This is a genomic window from Pantoea sp. MQR6, from assembly GCF_022761075.1.
Classification (GTDB): Bacteria; Pseudomonadota; Gammaproteobacteria; order Enterobacterales; family Enterobacteriaceae; genus Pantoea; species Pantoea phytostimulans.
The window spans coordinates 157,927-177,465 of record NZ_JAKYXB010000004.1; the positions used below are offsets into that span (position 1 = coordinate 157,927).

The window sequence follows — 19,539 nt, forward strand, 5'->3', positions numbered from 1 at the left end:
CCCCGACAGAATTACAGCATCGCCTCTTTGCGGCAGTTAATCAGCAGCTCCGCTACCGACAAGTTGTTTGGCAGCCGCAACAACAGCTCCACCATCTCAGCAAGATCGTCCGGTTGCGTCATCTCTTCACGACTGATTTCTGTCTCGCCCAACGTCATATCAGTCGCGATATAACCGGGGCAAAGTGCGGTGGCGCGTACGCCGTGATCCCAACACGCCTGACGAATACCGTGAGTGAGTGCCACGACGGCAAATTTGGTCATGGCGTAACCGACATTACTCCCTACTCGACGTCCGGCCAGCGAAGCGACATTAATCACTCGCCCTTCGCCGCAGTCGATCAAAAATGGCAGCGCAGCACGGCTTAGCCGCAGCGGGCCTTTGACATTGATCTGCCACATATCATCCAGCGCCGTTTCGTCCTGATCCATCACCTGTACGCGCGGGTTGATCCCGGCACAGTTAACCAGCGCATCCAGCCGTCCCCGTTGTTCAAGCGTGTCAGCTACCCACTTTTCACCGGAGCCGGCCACGCTGGCGTCGTAAGAAAAGAGATGCAAATTAGGCTGTGGCGCTAACGCAGAGGGATTGCGGACGCCAGCAGATACAATAAAACCGGCCTGAAGCAGGCGCTGTGTAATGGCTAAACCGAGGCCGCGCGCGGCCCCAGAAACCATCACCACACGTGATGATGCAGTCAACATGCAAACTCCTTAGTGGCAACCGGTACAGAACGTAGTAATGCGATCACAGCCTGTTTGCAGACGCTCCATGCTGGTGGCATAAGAGAGGCGGAAATAGGGACTCATGCCATACGCCGCGCCTGGCACCGTCACCACATGCTGTTCTTCAATTAGCGCCATCACAAAGTCGGCATCGTTACTGATTGCCCGGCCACCCGCCGTGGTTTTGCCCACGAAGGCAGCAATATTAACGAAAAGATAAAAGGCGCCCTGCGGCGTATGGCAATGCACACCGGGAATGCTATTAAGGCGACCCAGCACATAATCGCGGCGTTGACGGTAAATCTCAGCGCGCTCTTTAAGCAGATCCTGCGGGCCATCCAATACGGCCACCGCCGCAGCTTGCGTAAGCGTGGTAACACCGCCACTGTTTTGTGTGTTGACGTTGCTCATCGCCTTGATCAAGGGCAGCGGGCCGCCGCAAAAGCCTAAGCGCCACCCCGTCATTGAATAGGCTTTTGAAACACCGTTAACGGTAAGTACCCGGTCATACAAACGCGGTTCTACCTGCGCCAGCGTCCAAAATGTTACGCCGTCGTAGATCAGATGCTCGTAAATATCGTCGGTGAGGATCCACACCTGTGGATGACGCAGCATCATATCGGCGATGGCCTGCATCTCTTCACGCGTGGCCACTGAACCGGTTGGATTGCTGGGGTAATTGATCAGCAGCCATTTGGTATTTGGCGTGATGGCAGCATCAAGATCGGCAGCCAGCGGCTTGAAGCCGTTCTCTTCATGGCATGCCACCGGCACAGGTGTTCCACCCGCAAATTTCACAATATCGGCATAGCTGATCCAGGATGGCGTGGGGATCACCACTTCATCGCCAGGATTGATGGTCGCCATCATCGCATTGAAGATGATTTGTTTAGCCCCACCCGCCGTCAGAATCTGGCTGATATCGTATTTTAATTCGTTATCACGCAAGAATTTACGTTGAATCGCGGCACGCAGTGCGGGTGTGCCGTCGGTAGGAGGATAACGCGTATCACCTGCTTTAGCGGCGGCGTAGGCAGCGTCGATCGCATGGTCTGGCGTCGGGAAATCGGGTTCTCCGGTAGAAAGACCGACGACATCAACCCCTTGAGCGGCAAGATCGCGCGCCTTTTGGGTCATTGCCACCGAGGCAGAAACGGAAACATTTTTTAAGCGATCAGCGATATCAGGCATGGTAGCGGTATTCCAGGTTGCAAAGTCGGCTTGAAACCGCGCGGAATATCCGCCTGGCAGGCATTCGCGCAGTGTGATGTTGTCAACAAAGAGGCAGAAGGTGACTTCCGCTGAGCATAAGTTGCAGGGGGCGGGCACAGTTAATAGTGCTTTGTTGTGGCGACATAACACAAAGCAATAGTTAACTTGCGATGCAACGTCACTGTGATTTTTATCGTCAAAGCGACGGCGAGAAAGGCGAGCAATGAAAATAGCCATAGCGGGAATGCATAGGCGTATCGCGAAAATGTATTGGGTGTTTATGGCGTAATCATATTAACGTTTTGTGACGCCCAAAATAGAAATTAAGCCTTTTAATTTCAATAAATTATAATTCCACGCAATTCTCTACCCTACATAAATCCTTATTGCCGTCTTGCCTTCACCTGACGGCCTTAGCGCCCTTGTCTGGAGGAAGTATGATGGCTGACATCTCGACGCCGTTGGTGCAGGTTAGAAAATTCCGGGTTTGGCAGTCACCCGCGTTGTTAATTATTCCGTTGCTCGCCTTTCAGTTGTTTTTCTTTTTCGCACCGGCTATCCGGTTAATGTTATTTAGCCTGATGACCCAAACGCCGGAAGGCAATATAGGTGCCCCGCTCACGTTCAGCCATTACCTGCACTTTTTTAGCGTCGCGCTGTATAGCGATGTGTTGTGGAATACCTTGCGTATCAGCGTCATTACCGCGCTGATCGCCTCAATACTGGCTTATCCGGTTGCTACCGTACTGGTGCGAGGACAAGCCTGGGTAGCACGCATCATGACGTTAGTGATCATTGCGCCGCTGGCGGTCAGCGTTGTGGTGCGCGCGTATGGCTGGCAACTGATTTTAAATAATGGCCCAACCGGTTTACTCAATTACGTGTTACTGCATTTAGGACTTATCGATCGGCCAAACGCCCTGATGTTCACCGACTGGGCGGTGATTATCGGTTCACTGCATATTTTCTTTCCGATGATGGTGCTGCCGTTGGCCTCGGCACTGGGCAAAATCGATGCCAATCTGCCCTTTGCTGCCCGCACGCTTGGCGCACCTGCCTGGCAAGTTTTCTTTCGCATTACTCTACCGCTGAGTCTGCCCGGATTGGTGGCAGGCATGACGTTGGTGTTCTCACTGGCGGCAGGTTCCTATGTCATTCCTGCACTGATTGGCGGGCCGCGCGCGCAAATGCTGGGCAACCTCGCCGAGCAGCAGATTGTTGCCGTGTATGACTGGCCGTTCGGCGCCACCATCGCCACCATTTTGGTATTTATCGTCATCGCCGTGAACACCTTGTCGATGAAGCTATTGGGTGGGCGTCGTCTGCCGGGAGCCAATACATGATCCCTCGCCTGCAAGGATTAAGCGGTTGGCTGCTTTATGGTTTTGCTGCCGCCATGATGGTGTTCATCCTGACGCCAATCTTACTCATCATGGTTATCTCATTCTCTGATGGCTATTTTGTCAGCTTTCCGCCGACCGGTTTCACGCTCGACTGGTATAGCAAGGTTTTGGGAAATCAGGAGTTTATCGATGCGCTGTTGTTCAGCACGCTGCTCTCTTTAGGCACTACCGCGTTATCGCTGCTGCTCGGTGTGCCTGCTGCCATCGCGCTGGTAAGAGGCAACCTGCCGTTTGCCTCGTTAGCCAAAGGGTTGCTGCTTTCGCCGCTGATCTTCCCGGTATTGATTACGGGCCTGGCGCTGCTGCAGCTCTTTACCGGTTACGGCTGGGGCAACGCCAAACTCAACCTGCTGCTGGCGCATACCGTAGTGACAACGCCCTATGTGGTACGCACCGTGATCACCAGTCTGGAATTAGTCAATCCCAGTCTGGAAGAAGCTGCCCGCACGCTCGGCGCGACGCGCTGGGCGACATTTTATCGCGTGGTGTTGCCGCAAATTGCGCCTGGCGTGGTCTCCGGCGCCATTTTTTGTTTCATGGTCTCCTTCGATAATTATCCCGTCTCCATGTGGTTGGCGGACTCCGAAAACACGCCAGTGCCGGTGGTGCTTTATCGCCAGATTGGCACGGTATTCGATCCGTCGGTGGCCACCATGTCGACGTTGATCATCCTGCTGGCCACCGTGGTGGTGGTCATGCTGGAAAAAATGGTTGGCCTGCGTCGCGCGATGGCCGCGTAACTGTTCACCTCAGAGGAATCACTATGACATCCATGAAACGCCGGACGTTTATCAAAGCCGTGGCAGGCGCAGCGCTGCTGCCTTACATCCAGGTTAAAGCCAACGCCGCCGATCGTGTATTGCAGGTTGGCGTCTATAACTCCGCGCAGGGCGCACTGATCAAGCAAAAAGTCCTGCCTGATTTCGAAAAAGAATATCATTGCAAAGTCTTGACCACCGAGGGCGCGACGCTGGCGAACATTGCGGCTTTGCGCGCGACCAAGGCGAAGCCGGTGTTCAGCGTGATGTCGATGGATGATATCGGCATACCGCAGGCAAAAGCGGAAAACCTGATTGAGCAATTGCCCGCAGAAGGCATCCCAAATCTTAACAACGTCTTTGATCGGTACGTACTCAGCGACCGCTATGGCGTCGGCTTTTCGGTCTCAATGGCTGGTCTGTTTATTAACCCACAGATGAGCCAGCCGATTGCCAGTTACAACGATATTTTCAATTCTCACTATGCGCATCAGATGATCCTCAACACGCCAAAAAATACCCAGAGTATTTTGATGCTCATCGTGGCGGCGTCGCTGGCGACCGGCAAACCGTTTCAGGAAGCGCAATACGATATCGATAAAGCCTGGGACAAACTGGCAGAGCTGAAAAACAACGTCATGACGGTGTATGACGGCGAAGCGCAGGTCATGATGGTGGCGCAAGGGCAAGCCATGATCGGCGGCATCGAATACTCCAAAGCCATTTACCCACACACCAAAAAGGGCATTCCGCTGGATATGATCTTCCCCAAAGAGGGCGCGTTTACCGGTATCAACGGCCTGGCCTTGGTGAAAGGCGCTCCGCAGCGGGAGTTGGGCCTGGCGTGGATCAATCGTCTTTTGGAACCTTCGGTACAGAAAATGTTGGCAGAGGTGACACTCAGCGCGCCAACCGTGCGTGGCATTGAGTTTGACGAGGCGACACTGAAATATCTGGCTTATCCCGAAGCCAAAATGCAGCAACTCAACCTGTTTACGCCTGACTGGACCTCTCTCATCCCGCGCCGCGCCGAGCTGCTTGAGCGTTACAACCAGACCTTTAATGCGTGAGGATGACAATGCAACGATCTTTTGACGTTCAACTCGACAATCTCAGTAAGTATTACGGCAAAAGCATGGCGGTTGAGAACGTCTCATTGACGGTCAATGCTGGTGAAATTCTTGCCCTGCTGGGACCCAGCGGCTGCGGTAAAACCACCTGTTTACGCATGGTGGCGGGATTAGTTACACCGACCTCCGGCGACATTCTGGTCGGGGGTCGTTCGATTCTGGACACCGCCGTCCATCGCCGTAATATCGGCCTGCTGTTTCAAAACTATGCCTTGTTTCCCCACATGACTGTGGCGGAAAACGTCGCATTTGGATTGAAAATGCGTGGCATGTCGCGCAGTGATTATGACGATCGGGTAAGGAAAGCGTTGGATATGGTCCAGCTCACCTCTTTTTGCGATCGTTTCCCGGCGCAGCTTTCAGGCGGTCAACAACAGCGTGTTTCACTGGCGCGAGCACTGGTGATTGAACCCGATATGCTGCTGCTCGACGAACCTTTGGGTGCACTGGACAAGAGTTTGCGTGAAAGCATGCAACTGGAAATCCGCCAACTGCAACAGCGTCTCGGGCTTACCACAATCATGGTAACGCACGATCAGGATGAAGCCTTGACCATGGCCGATCAGATCGCCGTGATGCAGGGCGGCCGACTCGAGCAGCTGGCCTCGGCGACCGAAATTTATCAAAAACCGGCCACCGCTTTTGTCGCGGGTTTTATCGGTGCTTCGAATTTCCTCTCTGCCCGCCTGGTGCGCCGTGACGCTGAAGGTAGCGAGCTACAAACAGCAGATGGCCTGAAACTTTCCGTAGCAGGCGCACCCGCTGCCGACAGCGCATTGACGGTCACTATTCGTCCAGAAGCGATTCGCCTACAACCGCTGACACCGCAGACCGCCCGCGCTTCCCATAACGGCGTAATAGCTGAAGTGGCGCAGGTGATTTATCGCGGTTTCATGTTGCATTACGATCTGCGATTACCCAGCGGAGAAAAACTTATCGTCTGGAAGCAGACACAAGGCGAACCGGGCAATCCCGCATTTGCTCCTGGCGAACAGGTTTATGCGCATTGGTCACGAGAAAGTAATCATGTCATCAGTGGCTGAGACAGGGGTTTTGCACTTAAAGAGTGCATGCCGCCGCTGTGGTCAAAACGGGCCGCTGCGTTAAGCACGTAATGCTACTGATGCTTATGGATAAATAAGCACTCATTTGCACACGTTGGCACTGATCTTGCGTGTATCAAGCTACACGTTATGAAATGAGTATGTGCTTATGAATCTTCGCCGCTTGAAATACTTCATTAAAATCGTGGATGTCGGCAGCCTGACGCAAGCTGCTGACATTCTGCATATCGCGCAACCCGCTTTAAGTCAGCAGTTGGCGACACTGGAAGGCGAGGTCAATCAACAACTGCTGATTCGCACCAAACGTGGTGTGACGCCTACCGAGGCCGGTAAGATTCTGTATGCCCATGCGCAGGCGATATTGCGCCAATGCGATCAGGCGCAGAGCGCTATCGACGGCGCGGGCCTGGAACTATCCGGGCATGTTTCCGTTGGTCTCGCGCCGGGAACGGCGGCACAACAACTGGCGCTGCCCTTGATGGCCGAAGTGAACCGTCAGCATCCCGGCATCGTGCTCTATTTCAATGAGAACTTCGGCACTACGCTGAGCGAACTGATTATGAATGGACGCATGGACATGGCAGTGATTTATGACAACCGCAATATTCATGGCCTGCGTTTTATTCCCTTGATGAAAGAGGATTTGTACTTTGTTTGTCCTAACAGCATGGGCAAGCCGGTAAAGGAAATGACGCTGGCTGATGCAGCGCGTGATGATCTGTTCCTACCGCGCATCTATAACATCATGCGTAAAGTGGTGGACGATGCCTTTATTCAGCAAGGCCTGAGCTACCGCGTTAAATGCGAGATAGAGTCGCAAACCACGCTCAATGCCGCGCTTGCAGCGGGTATGGGTTGTACCATCATGCCTGAATCCGCGGCACGCGGTATGGTGAAAGCCGCTGACGCCTGGATGGCAAAAATTATCGAGCCCGATGTTCAGACCTCGCTCTCCTTCTGCATGTCCGATCACCTGCCGCTCTCGCAACCTGCCGAAGCGGTGAAAACCATTCTGCTGTCACTGATGGCGCGACGCACCACCGACAACCGACCCTTGACGCTGGTGGGATAATAAGACGCGCTTATTGCCGCAAAGCGAAACCCTCTTACTCGCGGTGATGGACATCGCGCTAGAGTGGCAATATTGCGCATCCCGGCGCGTGCTGCCGGTGAGGCGCTGTATCACTAAAATCGCCTGCGATGGAATGGATATGGAAAAAAACCTACTTGCCCTCAAAGAATTACGCCAGGTTGCGCAGAAAATGCGCACCTCTGGTTTGCGTCTGATTGAACTGAACGGCAAAGCATGGTCCGTACGACTTAAATTCGACGAAACCTGCGCTCAATTACCCCCTACGCCCCAGCCTGTTTTGTCTGCAACAGATGTTGCACCAACCCGTGTCTGCGCTCCGATGCCGGGAAAAATTATCTTGCAGCATCCGCTTCAGAATGTGGCCTATGCCCAACCGGGACAAACGGTGAAGCAGGATGAAGTATTGGCGCTGCTGAGTGTTGGTGGCTTCTACTTACCGCTGCGCAGCCCGATCAACGGAACGGTGCTGGCCGTCTCCGTAGATCAGGAACAAGCAGTGGAATATGGCTGCGAGATAGTCAGCGTGAGCGCGTCAGCCGGGGTTTTTGCATGATGCCCTCAAAATAAGTCAACGGGCAGAAAGACGGCAAGTGCGTTCTCTCCAGGAGATTACATAAAACAGTGACTGGGATGGGCGAACGCAGCAACGTGAAGTATGGCGGGTCTATAAGAGAGCCTTATTGCCTCACACCTTTAATGTCTTATACCCGCTGCGCATAACTGAATAGAGTCAGAAAACACCACAAAAACGGCAGCGCGATAAGCCACGCTGCCTTAACAGGAGAGGCACAATGCCATTTTCAGATTATAAAGTTGCGCTGGTGACTGGCGCATCCGCCGGTATGGGCGAAGCCATCGTTGAGCGTCTGTGTCAGGAAGGCATTACCGTTCATGCCGTGGCGCGTCGTAAAGAGCAACTGGCCGCGCTGGCCGATCGCACCGGCTGCATTCCTCATGCAGTTGACGTTAGCAATTTGGCAGCCCTGACTGAACTGTGCCGTGACTTGCAGGTTGATATTCTGGTGAACAACGCAGGCGTCTCTCATCCAGGTTCGATTCTGGAAGCGGATGAAAACGTGATTAATACCCAAATCGACGTCAATTTGCGTGCCGTGCTGCATCTTTGCAGCCTGTTAGTGCCAGGTATGATGAAGCGTGACCGCGGGCATGTCATCAACATCACCTCCATCGCTGCTATTTATAACTTCAACGGTAATTCGGTCTATCACGCCACCAAAGCGGGCGTACATGCGTTGTCTCGCCAGTTGCGCGTTGACTGCTATGGCAAACGCGTTCGCGTAACAGAAATTTGTCCAGGTCGCGTCGCCACCGATATTTTTGGCAACGTTTCTGGTGATCATGAAGAAGCACATCGTCGCTTTATTGAAGGGTTTGAACTGCCGCAAGCTAAAGACATCGCCGATTGCGTGGCGTTTGCCCTGTCAGCACCGGTGGCGGTCAATATCGGCAACATTGAAATTACGCCAACACTTCAGGTGCCGGGTGGACTCTCAACCATGCGCCCAGATGATGCAGTCGCTTGATTGACTGACTAAGAGGAACAACCATGGCACTCGATTTCTCCGCCGTAATGACGGGCCAATTTGGCCAGATGATCGTAAAGGGTGCGGTAGTCACTCTGGAGCTGGCGTTGGGTGCCTGGCTGCTAGCCATGTTCGTTGCGCTGATTCTGGTTGCGGTGCGCCTGTCGCCAAGCCGGTTAGCACAATGGGTAGTCGCTGCCTATGTTTCGTATCACCGTAACGTGCCCACGCTCATTCAATTAATGATGTGGTATTTCGCTATTCCTACTCTGCTGCCGGAATCGGTGCAGATGTGGATCAACGACTTCAACGCTGAGTTTCTCTTTTCACTGTTTGCGCTTGGACTGTGTCAGGCGGCCTATTTCTCTGAGGATATCCGCAGCGGTTTGCGGGCCATTCCAGACGGTCAAAACGAGGCCGCTCGCGCACTGGGAATGGGTTACGTCCGCGCCCTGCGTTCGGTGATCCTGCCACAAGGCATCCGAAATGCGTTACCCGCCATCATCAACCACACCGTATTGCTGTTTAAAAATACCAGTCTGGCGATGGTGATTGGCGTGGCAGAGCTGACCTACGCGACAAAAGATATCGAAAATCAGACCTTCCGTACCTTTGAAGCTTATCTGGTCGCCACGGTAGGTTATCTGGCCTTCTCACTGATGTTGATGGGCGCAGGTGCGCTTCTGGCGCGTCGCTTCCAGCGTGTGTATGCGAGGTAATCACGATGTTTGACGTTTTCACTATCCTGCACGACAACGGCATGCTGTTACTGATGGGACAGTATCCTAACGGCCCGCTAGGCGGCGTACTCTGTACTTTGCTGATCTCCTTGCTAGCGGTGTTGTTTGCCTTTCCGGTCGGTGTCCTTCTCGGCTTAGCCCGGCTTTCGCCGTGGCGCTGGCTGCGTTGGCCCGCTGCCTGCTGGGTTTACCTGCTGCGCGGTATCCCGCTGATGATGGTGGTCTTCTGGACCTATTTTTGCGTTCCTTTATTGATTGGTCACAACATCAGTGGCTTCACCACCATGCTTTGCACGCTGGTTATTTATGAGAGTGCCTATATTGCTGAAATCGTCCGCGGCGGTATTCAGGCCCTGCCACAAGGGCAGTATGAAGCCTCTCGTGCGTTGGGGATGGGCCACATTAAAGCTTTGCGAATGGTGATCCTGCCTCAGGCCTTATTCAACACGCTGCCAAGCCTGGTAAGCCAACTGGTTTCAGTCATCAAAGACAGTACCTTGGGTTATGTCATCAATGTTCCTGAGCTGACGTATGCCGCTAATCAGGTGAGTAATCAGTTGCTGACCAAGCCTTTTCAAGTCTTCGCTATTGTGGCGGTGAGTTACTACATCATCTGCTTCAGTCTGACCTGGCTGGCAAACCGGCTGGAAGCGCACATTGCCGATAAACGCCGTAACGAACGCTCGGAACGTGGCGACCTCGCTGCACCGAGGGTTCTCACTCATCCTCATCTCAATAAGGAGCTGTCATGAGACCCATGATTATGTTCAACCAAGTGAACAAGTGGTACGGCGAATACCAGGCGTTAACCAACCTCAGCGCGGAAATTAAAACCGGTGAAGTGGTTGTGGTATGCGGCCCATCAGGTTCGGGTAAATCAACCCTGATTCGCACCGTGAACCGCCTGGAACCGATAGAGCAAGGTGAAATACTGTTTGATGGAACGGATATTCACGGCACCAGCACACGGTTGAATCAGTTACGTACGCGTATCGGTTTTGTCTTCCAAAACTTCAACCTGTTCCCTCACGTTTCCGTTATAGAAAACATCATGATGTCGCCGATGAAAGTGTTAGGCGTTAAGCGTTCTGAAGCTAAAGAGCATGCGGGAGAATTGCTGGAGCGCGTGGGACTTTCCCATAAAGCTAACGCCTACCCCGCGCAGCTTTCTGGTGGTCAGCAGCAGCGCGTGGCGATTGCGCGCGCATTAGCCATGAAGCCGCCGGTCATGCTGTTTGATGAACCCACCTCTGCGCTCGATCCCGAAATGGTCGGCGAAGTGCTCAATGTTATGCGCGGTCTGGCGCAGGAAGGCATGACCATGATGTGCGTCACGCATGAGATGAATTTTGCTCGCGACGTGGCGGATACCATTTGGTTTATGGATCAGGGGCAAATTCTTGAAAAAGCCACACCAAAAAATTTCTTCACTGCTCCACAACATCCCCGCGCGAAAATGTTTTTAAGCGATTTGTTAGCGCATTAAGGGATAAATCCTTGTCTGTCATGATGTGCAGTTTTGATATTCAGAACTGCACATCAATAAAAAAATAGATAGATTTGCCTCCCGTCATACATTCCGTCTTTCATTCTACATTCCTCCCGGTGGCAAATAATACCAATGAAGAATAGTTCCCGTTGTTTATTAAAAGGGTGAAAATAAAACACGCTTTTATGATTTATAAATAAACCGCTCAAACGCTTATTTATTATTCACTTCGCCATATTTCGTAACAAACTGACCTATCTTTTTACCTGTTAAACTTATTACGGCCTTCTCTGAAGCTTATGCTGCACTTTTTTCTGCACCTAGGTGCAGAAAGTATTTGCATACGCCTGCTCGAGTTAACATAATCTCAACACGGTCTTAATGGTTGTCGAAAAGTCCATACGAATACATAACGTCAGTCACGTTGTGAGCAGTATGCGCTACAGAAAGTTTCTTTTCGTTTTCGTTTGACGTTCAATGTCGGTAACGGATGCAAACATGACTCAAGCGAATCTATGACAAAAGAAACCAAAACGCCGAAAAAAACGAAAGCCAATGCTAGCGCAGTGGCAAAACTCGCAGGTGTATCAAAATGGACAGTATCGAGAGCATTTACACCCGGTACCTACGTTGCGCCGGAGACCAAAGAGAAAGTGATGAAAATTGCGGCTGAGTTAGGATATCGCCCTAATTTACTGGCGCGCAGCTTGACCAAAAAAAATACGCATATCATTGGTATTGCTATAGATGAGTTGAAAAACCCTCATTCAATGCAGGTGCTAAATGCGGCAACCAAGGCGCTACAGGCAAGAGGTTATCTTGCGCTAGTGCTGAATATTACTGCCGGTGAGAATTATCAATCGGTGATACAAATGGCCGATCAGCTACAGGTTGATGGCATTCTGTTTGTTGCAAACGATCTGAGTAATGAGCTTCTCGATATCGCTCAAAGCCTTCACTCTGTTCCGTTGGTGCAGATATGCCGTAACAGTGAAGATCACCGCAAAATTGAAGTCGTCAATGTTGATGGTTATCAGGCGGGTCGTGAAATAGCCGCATTGCTGCTTGCTCAAGACTATACGCGGTTTGGCTATATGAAAGGGCCTGACACTGAATCCAGTCATCTGCTTCGTATGGACGGGTATCAAACAGAACTTGAAGCACATAACTGTAAAGTCGATGTTTTGCTCATTGCTGGCGGGTATGAGCGTAAGCTCGGTTATCAAATGATGGTGGATTATTTAAACAGCACACCCGTAGATAAGCGTGTTGATGCCTTGTTCTGTGAAAACGACATTTTAGCTATTGGCGCATTGGAAGCGCTTTATGAAACTGGCAATTTCCATAGCATCGCTATTGTCGGTTTTGATGGTATTGAAGAAGCCGATTCACCTGTGTGGGCGTTAACGACTTATCACCAAAACGCAGAAACGCTGATTATGGAAGCGATCAATCGACTGACTGAAAATAAGTCTTCACCCGCGAGTGAATGGCAAAGAGGAGAACTCATTATCCGGCGTTCTCATCTTAAGCAATAAAAGAGCAAGCCAGCTTGCAGTAGCCTCTAACGCTACTCGCAAGCTGTGTTTACAAAGCAACCCATTACGCACAAATAGGTTTGACTATTATTACGTAATGATCTCAGACCTAAATTAAAAAACAAAGAATTCGTATTTAAACATTACTTTTCATTTTTAACATTTAACACACCAGAGGTATCACCATGCTCAATATCATCGCATTAACCTAAGCCCTTTTTAAAATAATAGACGAAAGCGTTTAAATAACTTTTGGTCCCCCAAAAGCGCTCGCTAACGTCTCAAATAAATGATGACGCGCCTGATTACCGTGTTTTTAACAGGGTTGGTTTTCTATTGCCAATCTTCAGGGAAGTTCACTTATTCATTGGGTGAATATAAGTCGTGCTGGCAAGCATTAAGGAAATGGATATGAATCGTAGAGAAGCACTCTTTTCACTCAGTTCACTTGTGGCGACGGTAACGTTAGCGCCAAAGCTGAGTGCCAAAGAACTGCATAACGTTCCGCTTGAAACTCATTTAACTTCAGATGCTGTACCGTTACCGGCAATGACGGGCGGCTATCGGGTTCTGACCAATGAAACAGACAGAAAAAACCTGACGGCCATTTTTGATCGTCTTATTCCTGCTGACGATCATGGCCCTTCGGCCTGTGAAGAAGGGGCCATCGAGTTTATAGACGATCAGCTGGCTGGCGATTACGGTTCCGGCGCGGCGCTGTATCTGCAAGGGCCTTTGCGTCCGGAAAACGAAGAAAAATTAATGGGTTCGCCACAGTTTTTGTCAACGCCGAGAGAGCGTTATTTGACAGGTCTGCAAGCGTTGGAAGCCTGGTCTCAGGTCAATCATCACGCTTCATTTCATACCCTCAATGCAGAACAAATCGATACCTTTCTCACCATGATGGAAGCAGGGAAAATTTATCTTGGCAAGGAGGTGAACAGCCAGGCGTTCTTTGAATTAATGCTGCAAAACGTACGTGAGAGTTATTTAGCTGACCCGCTTTATGGTGGCAACAAAACCATGGCTGGCTGGAAGATGATTGGCTTTCCCGGTGCACGTTACGACTACCGCCAATATGTTGACCGTCGCGGCGAAAATTTGAAGTTAATTCCTGTAAGCCTTATTCCAAAAGATTGATTGTCGGAGCAGAGTAAATGTCACAAATAAGAAATAAAGCCGACGTCGTGATTGTCGGATTAGGCTGGGCGGGTTCCGTCATGGCAGAAGAGTTAACGCGTGCCGGACTGAACGTCGTCGCGATTGAGCGCGGTGCCTGGCGTGATACGTCAACCGATTTCCCGGTTGCCGTGGATCCTGATGAACTTCGCTGGCATACACGCCGTCAGTTGTTACAGCCGATGAGCGTTGAAACCACCACTTTTCGTAACCATAGCCGGCAGGATGCCGCTCCCGTTCGTGACTGGTCAGCCTATCAGTTTGGCTGGAACGTCGGCGGTGCAGGTACACACTGGGCCGGAATGTCATGGCGCTTTACGCCTTGGGATTTTGAAGTTGCGACGCAGACCCGCGAACGCTATGGCGCCAGTAAAATGAAGGATTTGCAGCTGCAAGACTGGGGTGTGACATATGCTGAAATGGAACCTTATTACGATCGCTTTGAGCGCATTGCTGGCACTTCCGGCATTGCAGGTAATCTAAATGGTCAGCCGCAGCCAAATGGCAATATCTTTGAGGGATCACGCAGCCGCGACTATCCAACGCCCCCCCTCAAAGATACGCACTGGTTGAGAAAGTACCGCACCACCACAGCAGGTATGGGCTATCACCCTTTCACCATTCCGGCTGGCAACCTGTCCCAATCCTATGTTAATCCACTGGGTGTCACCATGGGCCCCTGCACCTACTGCGGTTTTTGTGATTTCCACGGTTGTGGCAACTTCAGTAAATCTTCTCCTCAAGCCTGTATTCTTCCGGTGTTAATGCGTCGTCCAAACTTTAGCGTGTTGACTGAAACCGAAGTGTTGCAGGTCATCAAACATGAAGATGGAAAAACAGCCAAAGGCGTTCGCTTCATCACCAAAGAGGGTGTTGAAGGTTTTCAGCCTGCCGATGTGGTCTGTATCACTGCCTACCAAATGGACAATGTGCGCATGTTGCTGCTGTCGCAAATTGGTGAGCCATATAGCCCAGAAACCGGTCGCGGTACGATCGGACGCAACTACAACTATCAAAGCTGCTCCTCAGTCACCGGTTTCTTTGATGGTGAGTTTATGAATCCCTTTATCGGGGGTGGTGCGTTAGCGGTACAAATTGATGACTTCAATGGCGACAATTTTGATCACAGTCACCTCGACTTCATCGGTGGTGCCGGGATCATGGCCTATAACACTGATGGCCGCCCTATCCAGCATATGAACAGCCTGCGTGAAGGAACAAAACGCTGGGGAAGTGAGTGGAAAGCAGGCTATGCACGTGACTATCAGACCGCTGCCACCGTGTTTTGTCAGGGCACATCAATGCCGGTGCGCGGCGCTTACCTCGATCTCGATCCTGTCTATAAAGACCGTCATGGTCGACCGCTGCTGCGCGTGACCTTCGACTGGAACAGTAACGATATCAAAATGGTGAACTACGTTACCGAAAAAGCCAAAAGCATCATGAAGGAAGCGGGCCCCACCACCACCATCTTTGAACGCCAGACAGACAGCAGCTGGAATCCCTACTTACAAGAGAGTTCACACACCATTGGCGGCGCGGTAATGGGCGCAGATCCCCATACCTCAGCAGTGAATACTTACTTGCAAAGCTGGGATGTCCATAACGTGTTTGTCGTTGGTGCATCAGCTTTTCCTAATAACGGCGGCTATAACCCGACCATTACCGTGGGCGCGCTGGCTGTTCGTGCTGCTCAGGCCATCCATCAGATGTACATCAAAAATCCTGCTCCCTTGGTGAAAGCATAATCATGAGTACAAAAAAGAAAATTGGATACAGTCTGGCGGCGCTGGCCGTTCTGGCGGGGATCGGGGTGTTCGGCAAATTATGGCTGGTGATGGACAGCTCACGCTCTGATGTTGCTGATAATAAAACCGTGTTGGCTGACTATCGCAGTTCAGATGCAGAGGCCATTAAGCGCGGCGAATACGTCATGCGTCTTAGCGATTGCGCAGCCTGTCATGAGCAAAGTTTTGCGGGCGGATACAAAATTAATACGCCGTTCGGGGAGCTTAAAACTTCGAATATCACGCCAGACCGCGAGACCGGTATCGGCAACATGACCGAGCGCGACTTTTTCAATGCTGTACGTCTCGGCCGTGGCGATAAGGGTTTCCTCTATCCTGCCATGCCCTATACCGCATACGCCAAATTAAACGATCAGGACATGCATGATCTCTGGGCCTATGTCTCAACACTCAAACCGGTAAACCATAAGATTGATGAAAATGGTGGGATGAATTTCCCGTACAACATTCGTCTGGCGATGGCGGGCTGGAACCTGCTGTTTTTTGATAACAGCGGTTTCAAGCCTGAAAGCCTTAAAACAGCGTCAAGCAGCGATCAATTGGACCTGATTAATCGTGGAAAATATTTAGTTGATGGGCCAGCGCACTGTAGCGTTTGTCACACGGCGCGCAATGCGCTGGGCGGGGAAATCAGCAGTAAATATTTACAAGGTGGGGCGCTCGGAGATTGGTACGCACCCGACATTACCCCTAATGCACATAGCGGTATCGGAAGCTGGAGCAATAAAGAGATCGCTGAATACCTGAAGACGGGCTCAGATGGCAAGAGCGTCGCAGCCGGGCCAATGGCCGAAGCGGTTGAACACTCCATGCAATATTTCCGCGACAGCGATTTACAGGCCGTCACCGCTTATCTCAGAAGCCTTCCTGCATCCGACACGCCAGCCCCGAAGGCTTTTGTGATGGATGAAACACGTAAGAAGAACGCAGAGCTGAGCTTTGAAGTGAACTGTACCGCTTGCCATGGTGTGCAGGGCGAAGGGATCAGCGGCATGGTACCGGCGTTTGCGGGTAATAGATCAATGCTCAATAATCCGACTAACATGATAAATTCCCTGTTAAACGGTGCACGAGCTGCCAACACCGCAGACCGACCTACCGCAGCCGGAATGCCCTCTTTCGACTGGAAGATGAATGATCAACAGATGGCCGACATTCTCACCTATGTCCGTACGTCATGGGGTAATCAGGGAACGGAAGTGACGGCAGCAGACGTGGCGGCAATGCGTAAACAAACGGCGGCAAAAGAGAAACTCACGGCACCAACGTTAAAATAAGTGGCGCAGCCAGCCGCAATCTCGCTTGCGGCTGGTTTGTTTTGCAGGTGCCGGGTGTGCGTTACGCCTTTCGTCTGGCGGTGTGCTGGTCTAATTCGCGGTTAAATTGTTCCGCGCTCAGGTTATCCTGCAGCGCTTGCAGCAAGAGCTGCTGTTGCGTTTTTGGCACCAATCCACCTACCGGCGGATCGGTATCCAGATTAGTTGGGAAAGAATAGCCGCGCGCCGCAACGGCAATCACGGCATTGCGCGTTTCTTCCGAAAGCGTGCTGCCTTTGAGTGAGGGATAAATCACTTTAAGGATCTGCTCATGATTGACTTCCTCCATGGGAACGCCAAACGCCGATGAGATTTGCAGCAAGTTCGCCGTTCGTACGACATCGTGCGTCGAATTATTGCCTGCGGCATGGAACAGCGCCGGGTTAAAGAATAATCCATCCCCTTTGCGCAGCGGCAGCTGGACATAATTTTCATTAAAGAAATCGACAAACTCTGGGCGACGGTAAGCGATATAGCCCAGTTCATACTGATGCGACCACGGCAATAATCGCGTTGGGCCTGATTCGAGTGGCATGTCCGTATGGGCGACGGCACCCTGTAACGTCAAATATTGCGAAAGAATTTGCGCGGGAACAGGAAATTCAGCGGCAAAGGCGCTTTGTTGAAAACCCAAATGATAATCACGGTGCGCCTGTTGCGCTTCGCCACCAGGACGAACCTGATTAACCTGCGAAGTCATGCGCCAGGCTGGCCCTAACCACGCCTGGCAGATCAAACCCAGCGTGGTATTGGCATAGTAATTCGTGAACACGTGTGGATTAGCTTCAGCCAGTTTTTGCAGAGCATTCCAGATGCGACCATTGTTGCCAGCTTTTGAAAAGTGGTCAGCCTGTACCTTGGACTTAGCCTCCTCGTGCATAATCTCTTCAAAAACCTGAGAGGCGCTGTCAATGATTTCAGTATCGCTATAGAGCCCCCGCACCACAAAAACGCCAGGCCCATAGGAAAGCGCCTTGTGTAACTCACTCAGCACCCGCTTTTTGTCTGTTGCTGCAATTTCGTCAAGCACATGCCGATCGTAAATCAATACATCAGAGGTGACTTCGCTGGCCAGCGGATAGTCGGCGCGGTCGACATGTTGGGCACAAAAAGAACTGAAATCTTCAACTGAAACCTGATCTTCATTCACGAAATATTGAGATGTCATAGCAACCTCATTTTTGACTGTTGTAGGGTACGTTTTCTGCCTCATGCCATTCTAAAGCAGAAGAATTCCTTTCCAGGTTAGCAGTTACATTGCGTTAACAGAACCTCAAAAAAACCTCACAAAACCCTCATGTGATCGCTGCCCTGTTTCATGTCAAAACGGATCGCCACGCAAATGTGCTCTCTTGTGGTGCTACACGTATTTAGGTTTCATCCAGACCGAACCCTGTTCATGGCTGTCCACAACGGCATCGACGAAAGCCACGCCTTTTAATCCATCATAAATTTGCGGTATTACGTGGGTATTCTCTGTGAAATTGCGCTTTTCATCGCGCAGCCGAAGAATTGTCGCGAAGCCTTGGTAGAGATTTGAAAAGGCCTCAATGTAGCCTTCGGGATGACCGGGCGGCGTACGAGTGCGTGCTTTCGTCAAGTCGTGGAGCGTATCCCGGCCACGTTTGATAATCTGGCTATCGCCCTCCAGCGAGGTATAGAGCAACTCGTTAGGCTGCTCCTGAAACCACATCAAACTGCCTGTTTCACCAAAAACGCGCAAGCGTAAAGCGTTAGAGCAGCCGATAGCGACTTGTGATGACCAAAGCATGCCCCTTGCGCCACCTTCGTAACGGATCAGGACGTGTGCGTTATCATCCAATGCCCGGCCTTCAACGAAGGTAGCGAGATCGGCCAGTACGCTTTCGGCCTGCAGGCCAGTGACATAGCTGGCCAAGTGATAAGCATGCGTGCCAATGTCTCCGATTGAACCGCCCCGCCCATTCTTCTTAGGGTCAACACGCCATGCCGCTTGTTGATTGTTTTTAAGCTCAATGCCTGTCGCCATCCATTCCAATGGATATTCAACCTGTACCGTGCGGACTTTGCCAATCAGTCCTGCTTCGATTTTGCTCCGGGCTTCCATCACCATGGGATAACCGGAATATGTATACGTTACCCCTAAAAATCTTCCGGTACGCTGCACGACTTCAGCCAGAGCCTCTGCATCATCAAGCGTGGTGGTCAGCGGTTTTTCACAGATCACATCAATGCCAGCGTCAAGACAGGCGCGGGCGATAGGATAGTGGGTAAAATTAGGCGTGCAGATGGCGATGATGTCCACGCCATCTTCGCGCGTGCTTTCAGCGGCAATCATCGTCTGATAATCCTTGTAAGAGCGCTCTGCTGCGACAAAATTCTGTGCAGCAAAAGCATGCCCACGCTCAGGATCCACATCAAATGCGCCAGCCACTAATTCATATTGATTATCCATTCGGGCAGCGAATCGATGAATACCGCCGATATAAGCGCCTTCACCGCCGCCCACCATGCCGAGCCGGATGCGGCGACCTTTCAATGGCTGTTTATTCATGACACTC

Annotated in this window: 18 protein-coding genes; 14 read left to right on the forward strand and 4 right to left on the reverse strand. The window is 51.4% G+C overall.

Going from position 1 to position 19,539, the window contains the following annotated elements; all coding sequences use genetic code 11:
* Nucleotides 1–11 precede the first annotated feature (11 nt).
* Nucleotides 12–704, reverse strand: coding sequence for an SDR family NAD(P)-dependent oxidoreductase (locus MUG06_RS15900; protein WP_243079198.1), 693 nt, complete (start codon nucleotides 702–704; stop codon nucleotides 12–14).
* Between the two features lie 9 nt (nucleotides 705–713).
* On the reverse strand, nucleotides 714–1,916 hold the full coding sequence (locus tag MUG06_RS15905; RefSeq protein ID WP_243079199.1) for a pyridoxal phosphate-dependent aminotransferase: 1,203 nt from the start codon (nucleotides 1,914–1,916) through the stop codon (nucleotides 714–716).
* 458 nt (nucleotides 1,917–2,374) lie between these two features.
* On the opposite strand from MUG06_RS15905, the gene MUG06_RS15910 reads away from it, so the two are divergent.
* The 14 genes from MUG06_RS15910 (at nucleotide 2,375) to MUG06_RS15975 (ending at nucleotide 16,960) form a co-directional block, all read left to right on the forward strand.
* The gene (locus MUG06_RS15910) at nucleotides 2,375–3,280 is read left to right on the forward strand and encodes an ABC transporter permease (RefSeq protein WP_243079200.1); all 906 of its coding nucleotides are present in this window, start codon (nucleotides 2,375–2,377) and stop codon (nucleotides 3,278–3,280) included.
* Nucleotides 3,277–4,080: an ABC transporter permease gene (locus MUG06_RS15915; protein WP_243079201.1), complete on the forward strand. Its 804-nt coding sequence runs from the start codon at nucleotides 3,277–3,279 to the stop codon at nucleotides 4,078–4,080. Before MUG06_RS15910 ends, MUG06_RS15915 begins: the two co-directional genes overlap by 4 nt.
* 23 nt (nucleotides 4,081–4,103) lie before the next feature.
* Nucleotides 4,104–5,168 (forward strand): extracellular solute-binding protein, encoded by a 1,065-nt coding sequence (locus MUG06_RS15920; protein ID WP_243079202.1) that lies wholly within the window; start codon nucleotides 4,104–4,106, stop codon nucleotides 5,166–5,168.
* An 8-nt stretch (nucleotides 5,169–5,176) separates the two neighbouring features.
* Entirely contained in the window at nucleotides 5,177–6,271 is a 1,095-nt protein-coding gene (locus MUG06_RS15925; protein ID WP_243079203.1) for an ABC transporter ATP-binding protein, read from the forward strand.
* Between the two features lie 169 nt (nucleotides 6,272–6,440).
* Nucleotides 6,441–7,364 (forward strand): nitrogen assimilation transcriptional regulator NAC, encoded by a 924-nt coding sequence (gene nac / locus MUG06_RS15930; protein WP_215848626.1) that lies wholly within the window; start codon nucleotides 6,441–6,443, stop codon nucleotides 7,362–7,364.
* 139 nt (nucleotides 7,365–7,503) lie between these two features.
* Complete coding sequence (locus MUG06_RS15935) at nucleotides 7,504–7,938, forward strand: acetyl-CoA carboxylase biotin carboxyl carrier protein subunit (protein ID WP_243079204.1); 435 nt, start codon at nucleotides 7,504–7,506, stop codon at nucleotides 7,936–7,938.
* A gap of 238 nt (nucleotides 7,939–8,176) precedes the next feature.
* Nucleotides 8,177–8,929 (forward strand): SDR family oxidoreductase, encoded by a 753-nt coding sequence (locus tag MUG06_RS15940; RefSeq protein WP_243079205.1) that lies wholly within the window; start codon nucleotides 8,177–8,179, stop codon nucleotides 8,927–8,929.
* Nucleotides 8,930–8,952: 23 nt separating this feature from the next.
* On the forward strand, nucleotides 8,953–9,648 hold the full coding sequence (locus MUG06_RS15945) for an amino acid ABC transporter permease (protein ID WP_215848624.1): 696 nt from the start codon (nucleotides 8,953–8,955) through the stop codon (nucleotides 9,646–9,648).
* A gap of 5 nt (nucleotides 9,649–9,653) precedes the next feature.
* Nucleotides 9,654–10,421, forward strand: a complete 768-nt coding sequence (locus MUG06_RS15950; RefSeq protein WP_215848623.1) for an amino acid ABC transporter permease — start codon at nucleotides 9,654–9,656, stop codon at nucleotides 10,419–10,421.
* Entirely contained in the window at nucleotides 10,418–11,155 is a 738-nt protein-coding gene (locus MUG06_RS15955) for an amino acid ABC transporter ATP-binding protein (RefSeq protein WP_279234028.1), read from the forward strand. The genes MUG06_RS15950 and MUG06_RS15955 overlap by 4 nt, the downstream gene beginning before the upstream one ends.
* Nucleotides 11,156–11,673: 518 nt before the next feature.
* Nucleotides 11,674–12,696 carry a LacI family DNA-binding transcriptional regulator gene (locus MUG06_RS15960; RefSeq protein WP_243079430.1) on the forward strand — a complete coding sequence of 341 codons (1,023 nt, stop codon included), beginning with the start codon at nucleotides 11,674–11,676 and terminating at the stop codon, nucleotides 12,694–12,696.
* Nucleotides 12,697–13,107: 411 nt separating this feature from the next.
* On the forward strand, nucleotides 13,108–13,836 hold the full coding sequence (locus MUG06_RS15965) for a gluconate 2-dehydrogenase subunit 3 family protein (protein WP_243079206.1): 729 nt from the start codon (nucleotides 13,108–13,110) through the stop codon (nucleotides 13,834–13,836).
* A gap of 17 nt (nucleotides 13,837–13,853) precedes the next feature.
* Entirely contained in the window at nucleotides 13,854–15,623 is a 1,770-nt protein-coding gene (locus tag MUG06_RS15970; protein WP_243079207.1) for a GMC family oxidoreductase, read from the forward strand.
* Between the two features lie 2 nt (nucleotides 15,624–15,625).
* Entirely contained in the window at nucleotides 15,626–16,960 is a 1,335-nt protein-coding gene (locus tag MUG06_RS15975) for a cytochrome c (protein WP_243079208.1), read from the forward strand.
* Nucleotides 16,961–17,021: 61 nt separating this feature from the next.
* Here the strand turns inward: MUG06_RS15975 and MUG06_RS15980 are convergent, their stop codons facing one another.
* Both MUG06_RS15980 and MUG06_RS15985 read right to left on the reverse strand, forming a co-directional pair.
* The gene (locus MUG06_RS15980; RefSeq protein ID WP_215848620.1) at nucleotides 17,022–18,167 is read right to left on the reverse strand and encodes a phytanoyl-CoA dioxygenase family protein; all 1,146 of its coding nucleotides are present in this window, start codon (nucleotides 18,165–18,167) and stop codon (nucleotides 17,022–17,024) included.
* Between the two features lie 192 nt (nucleotides 18,168–18,359).
* The gene (locus tag MUG06_RS15985) at nucleotides 18,360–19,532 is read right to left on the reverse strand and encodes a Gfo/Idh/MocA family oxidoreductase (protein WP_243079209.1); all 1,173 of its coding nucleotides are present in this window, start codon (nucleotides 19,530–19,532) and stop codon (nucleotides 18,360–18,362) included.
* Nucleotides 19,533–19,539 lie beyond the last annotated feature (7 nt).

Excerpts from the sequence above, each read along its gene's own strand:
- MUG06_RS15900 (WP_243079198.1), bottom strand. The coding sequence starts at position 704 with ATGTTGACTGCATCATCACGTGTGGTGATGGTTTCTGGGGCCGCGCGC.
- MUG06_RS15905 (WP_243079199.1), bottom strand. The coding sequence starts at position 1,916 with ATGCCTGATATCGCTGATCGCTTAAAAAATGTTTCCGTTTCTGCCTCG.
- MUG06_RS15910 (WP_243079200.1), top strand. The coding sequence starts at position 2,375 with ATGATGGCTGACATCTCGACGCCGTTGGTGCAGGTTAGAAAATTCCGG.
- MUG06_RS15915 (WP_243079201.1), top strand. The coding sequence starts at position 3,277 with ATGATCCCTCGCCTGCAAGGATTAAGCGGTTGGCTGCTTTATGGTTTT.
- MUG06_RS15920 (WP_243079202.1), top strand. The coding sequence starts at position 4,104 with ATGACATCCATGAAACGCCGGACGTTTATCAAAGCCGTGGCAGGCGCA.
- MUG06_RS15925 (WP_243079203.1), top strand. The coding sequence starts at position 5,177 with ATGCAACGATCTTTTGACGTTCAACTCGACAATCTCAGTAAGTATTAC.
- nac (WP_215848626.1), top strand. The coding sequence starts at position 6,441 with ATGAATCTTCGCCGCTTGAAATACTTCATTAAAATCGTGGATGTCGGC.
- MUG06_RS15935 (WP_243079204.1), top strand. The coding sequence starts at position 7,504 with ATGGAAAAAAACCTACTTGCCCTCAAAGAATTACGCCAGGTTGCGCAG.
- MUG06_RS15940 (WP_243079205.1), top strand. The coding sequence starts at position 8,177 with ATGCCATTTTCAGATTATAAAGTTGCGCTGGTGACTGGCGCATCCGCC.
- MUG06_RS15945 (WP_215848624.1), top strand. The coding sequence starts at position 8,953 with ATGGCACTCGATTTCTCCGCCGTAATGACGGGCCAATTTGGCCAGATG.
- MUG06_RS15950 (WP_215848623.1), top strand. The coding sequence starts at position 9,654 with ATGTTTGACGTTTTCACTATCCTGCACGACAACGGCATGCTGTTACTG.
- MUG06_RS15955 (WP_279234028.1), top strand. The coding sequence starts at position 10,418 with ATGAGACCCATGATTATGTTCAACCAAGTGAACAAGTGGTACGGCGAA.
- MUG06_RS15960 (WP_243079430.1), top strand. The coding sequence starts at position 11,674 with ATGACAAAAGAAACCAAAACGCCGAAAAAAACGAAAGCCAATGCTAGC.
- MUG06_RS15965 (WP_243079206.1), top strand. The coding sequence starts at position 13,108 with ATGAATCGTAGAGAAGCACTCTTTTCACTCAGTTCACTTGTGGCGACG.
- MUG06_RS15970 (WP_243079207.1), top strand. The coding sequence starts at position 13,854 with ATGTCACAAATAAGAAATAAAGCCGACGTCGTGATTGTCGGATTAGGC.
- MUG06_RS15975 (WP_243079208.1), top strand. The coding sequence starts at position 15,626 with ATGAGTACAAAAAAGAAAATTGGATACAGTCTGGCGGCGCTGGCCGTT.
- MUG06_RS15980 (WP_215848620.1), bottom strand. The coding sequence starts at position 18,167 with ATGACATCTCAATATTTCGTGAATGAAGATCAGGTTTCAGTTGAAGAT.
- MUG06_RS15985 (WP_243079209.1), bottom strand. The coding sequence starts at position 19,532 with ATGAATAAACAGCCATTGAAAGGTCGCCGCATCCGGCTCGGCATGGTG.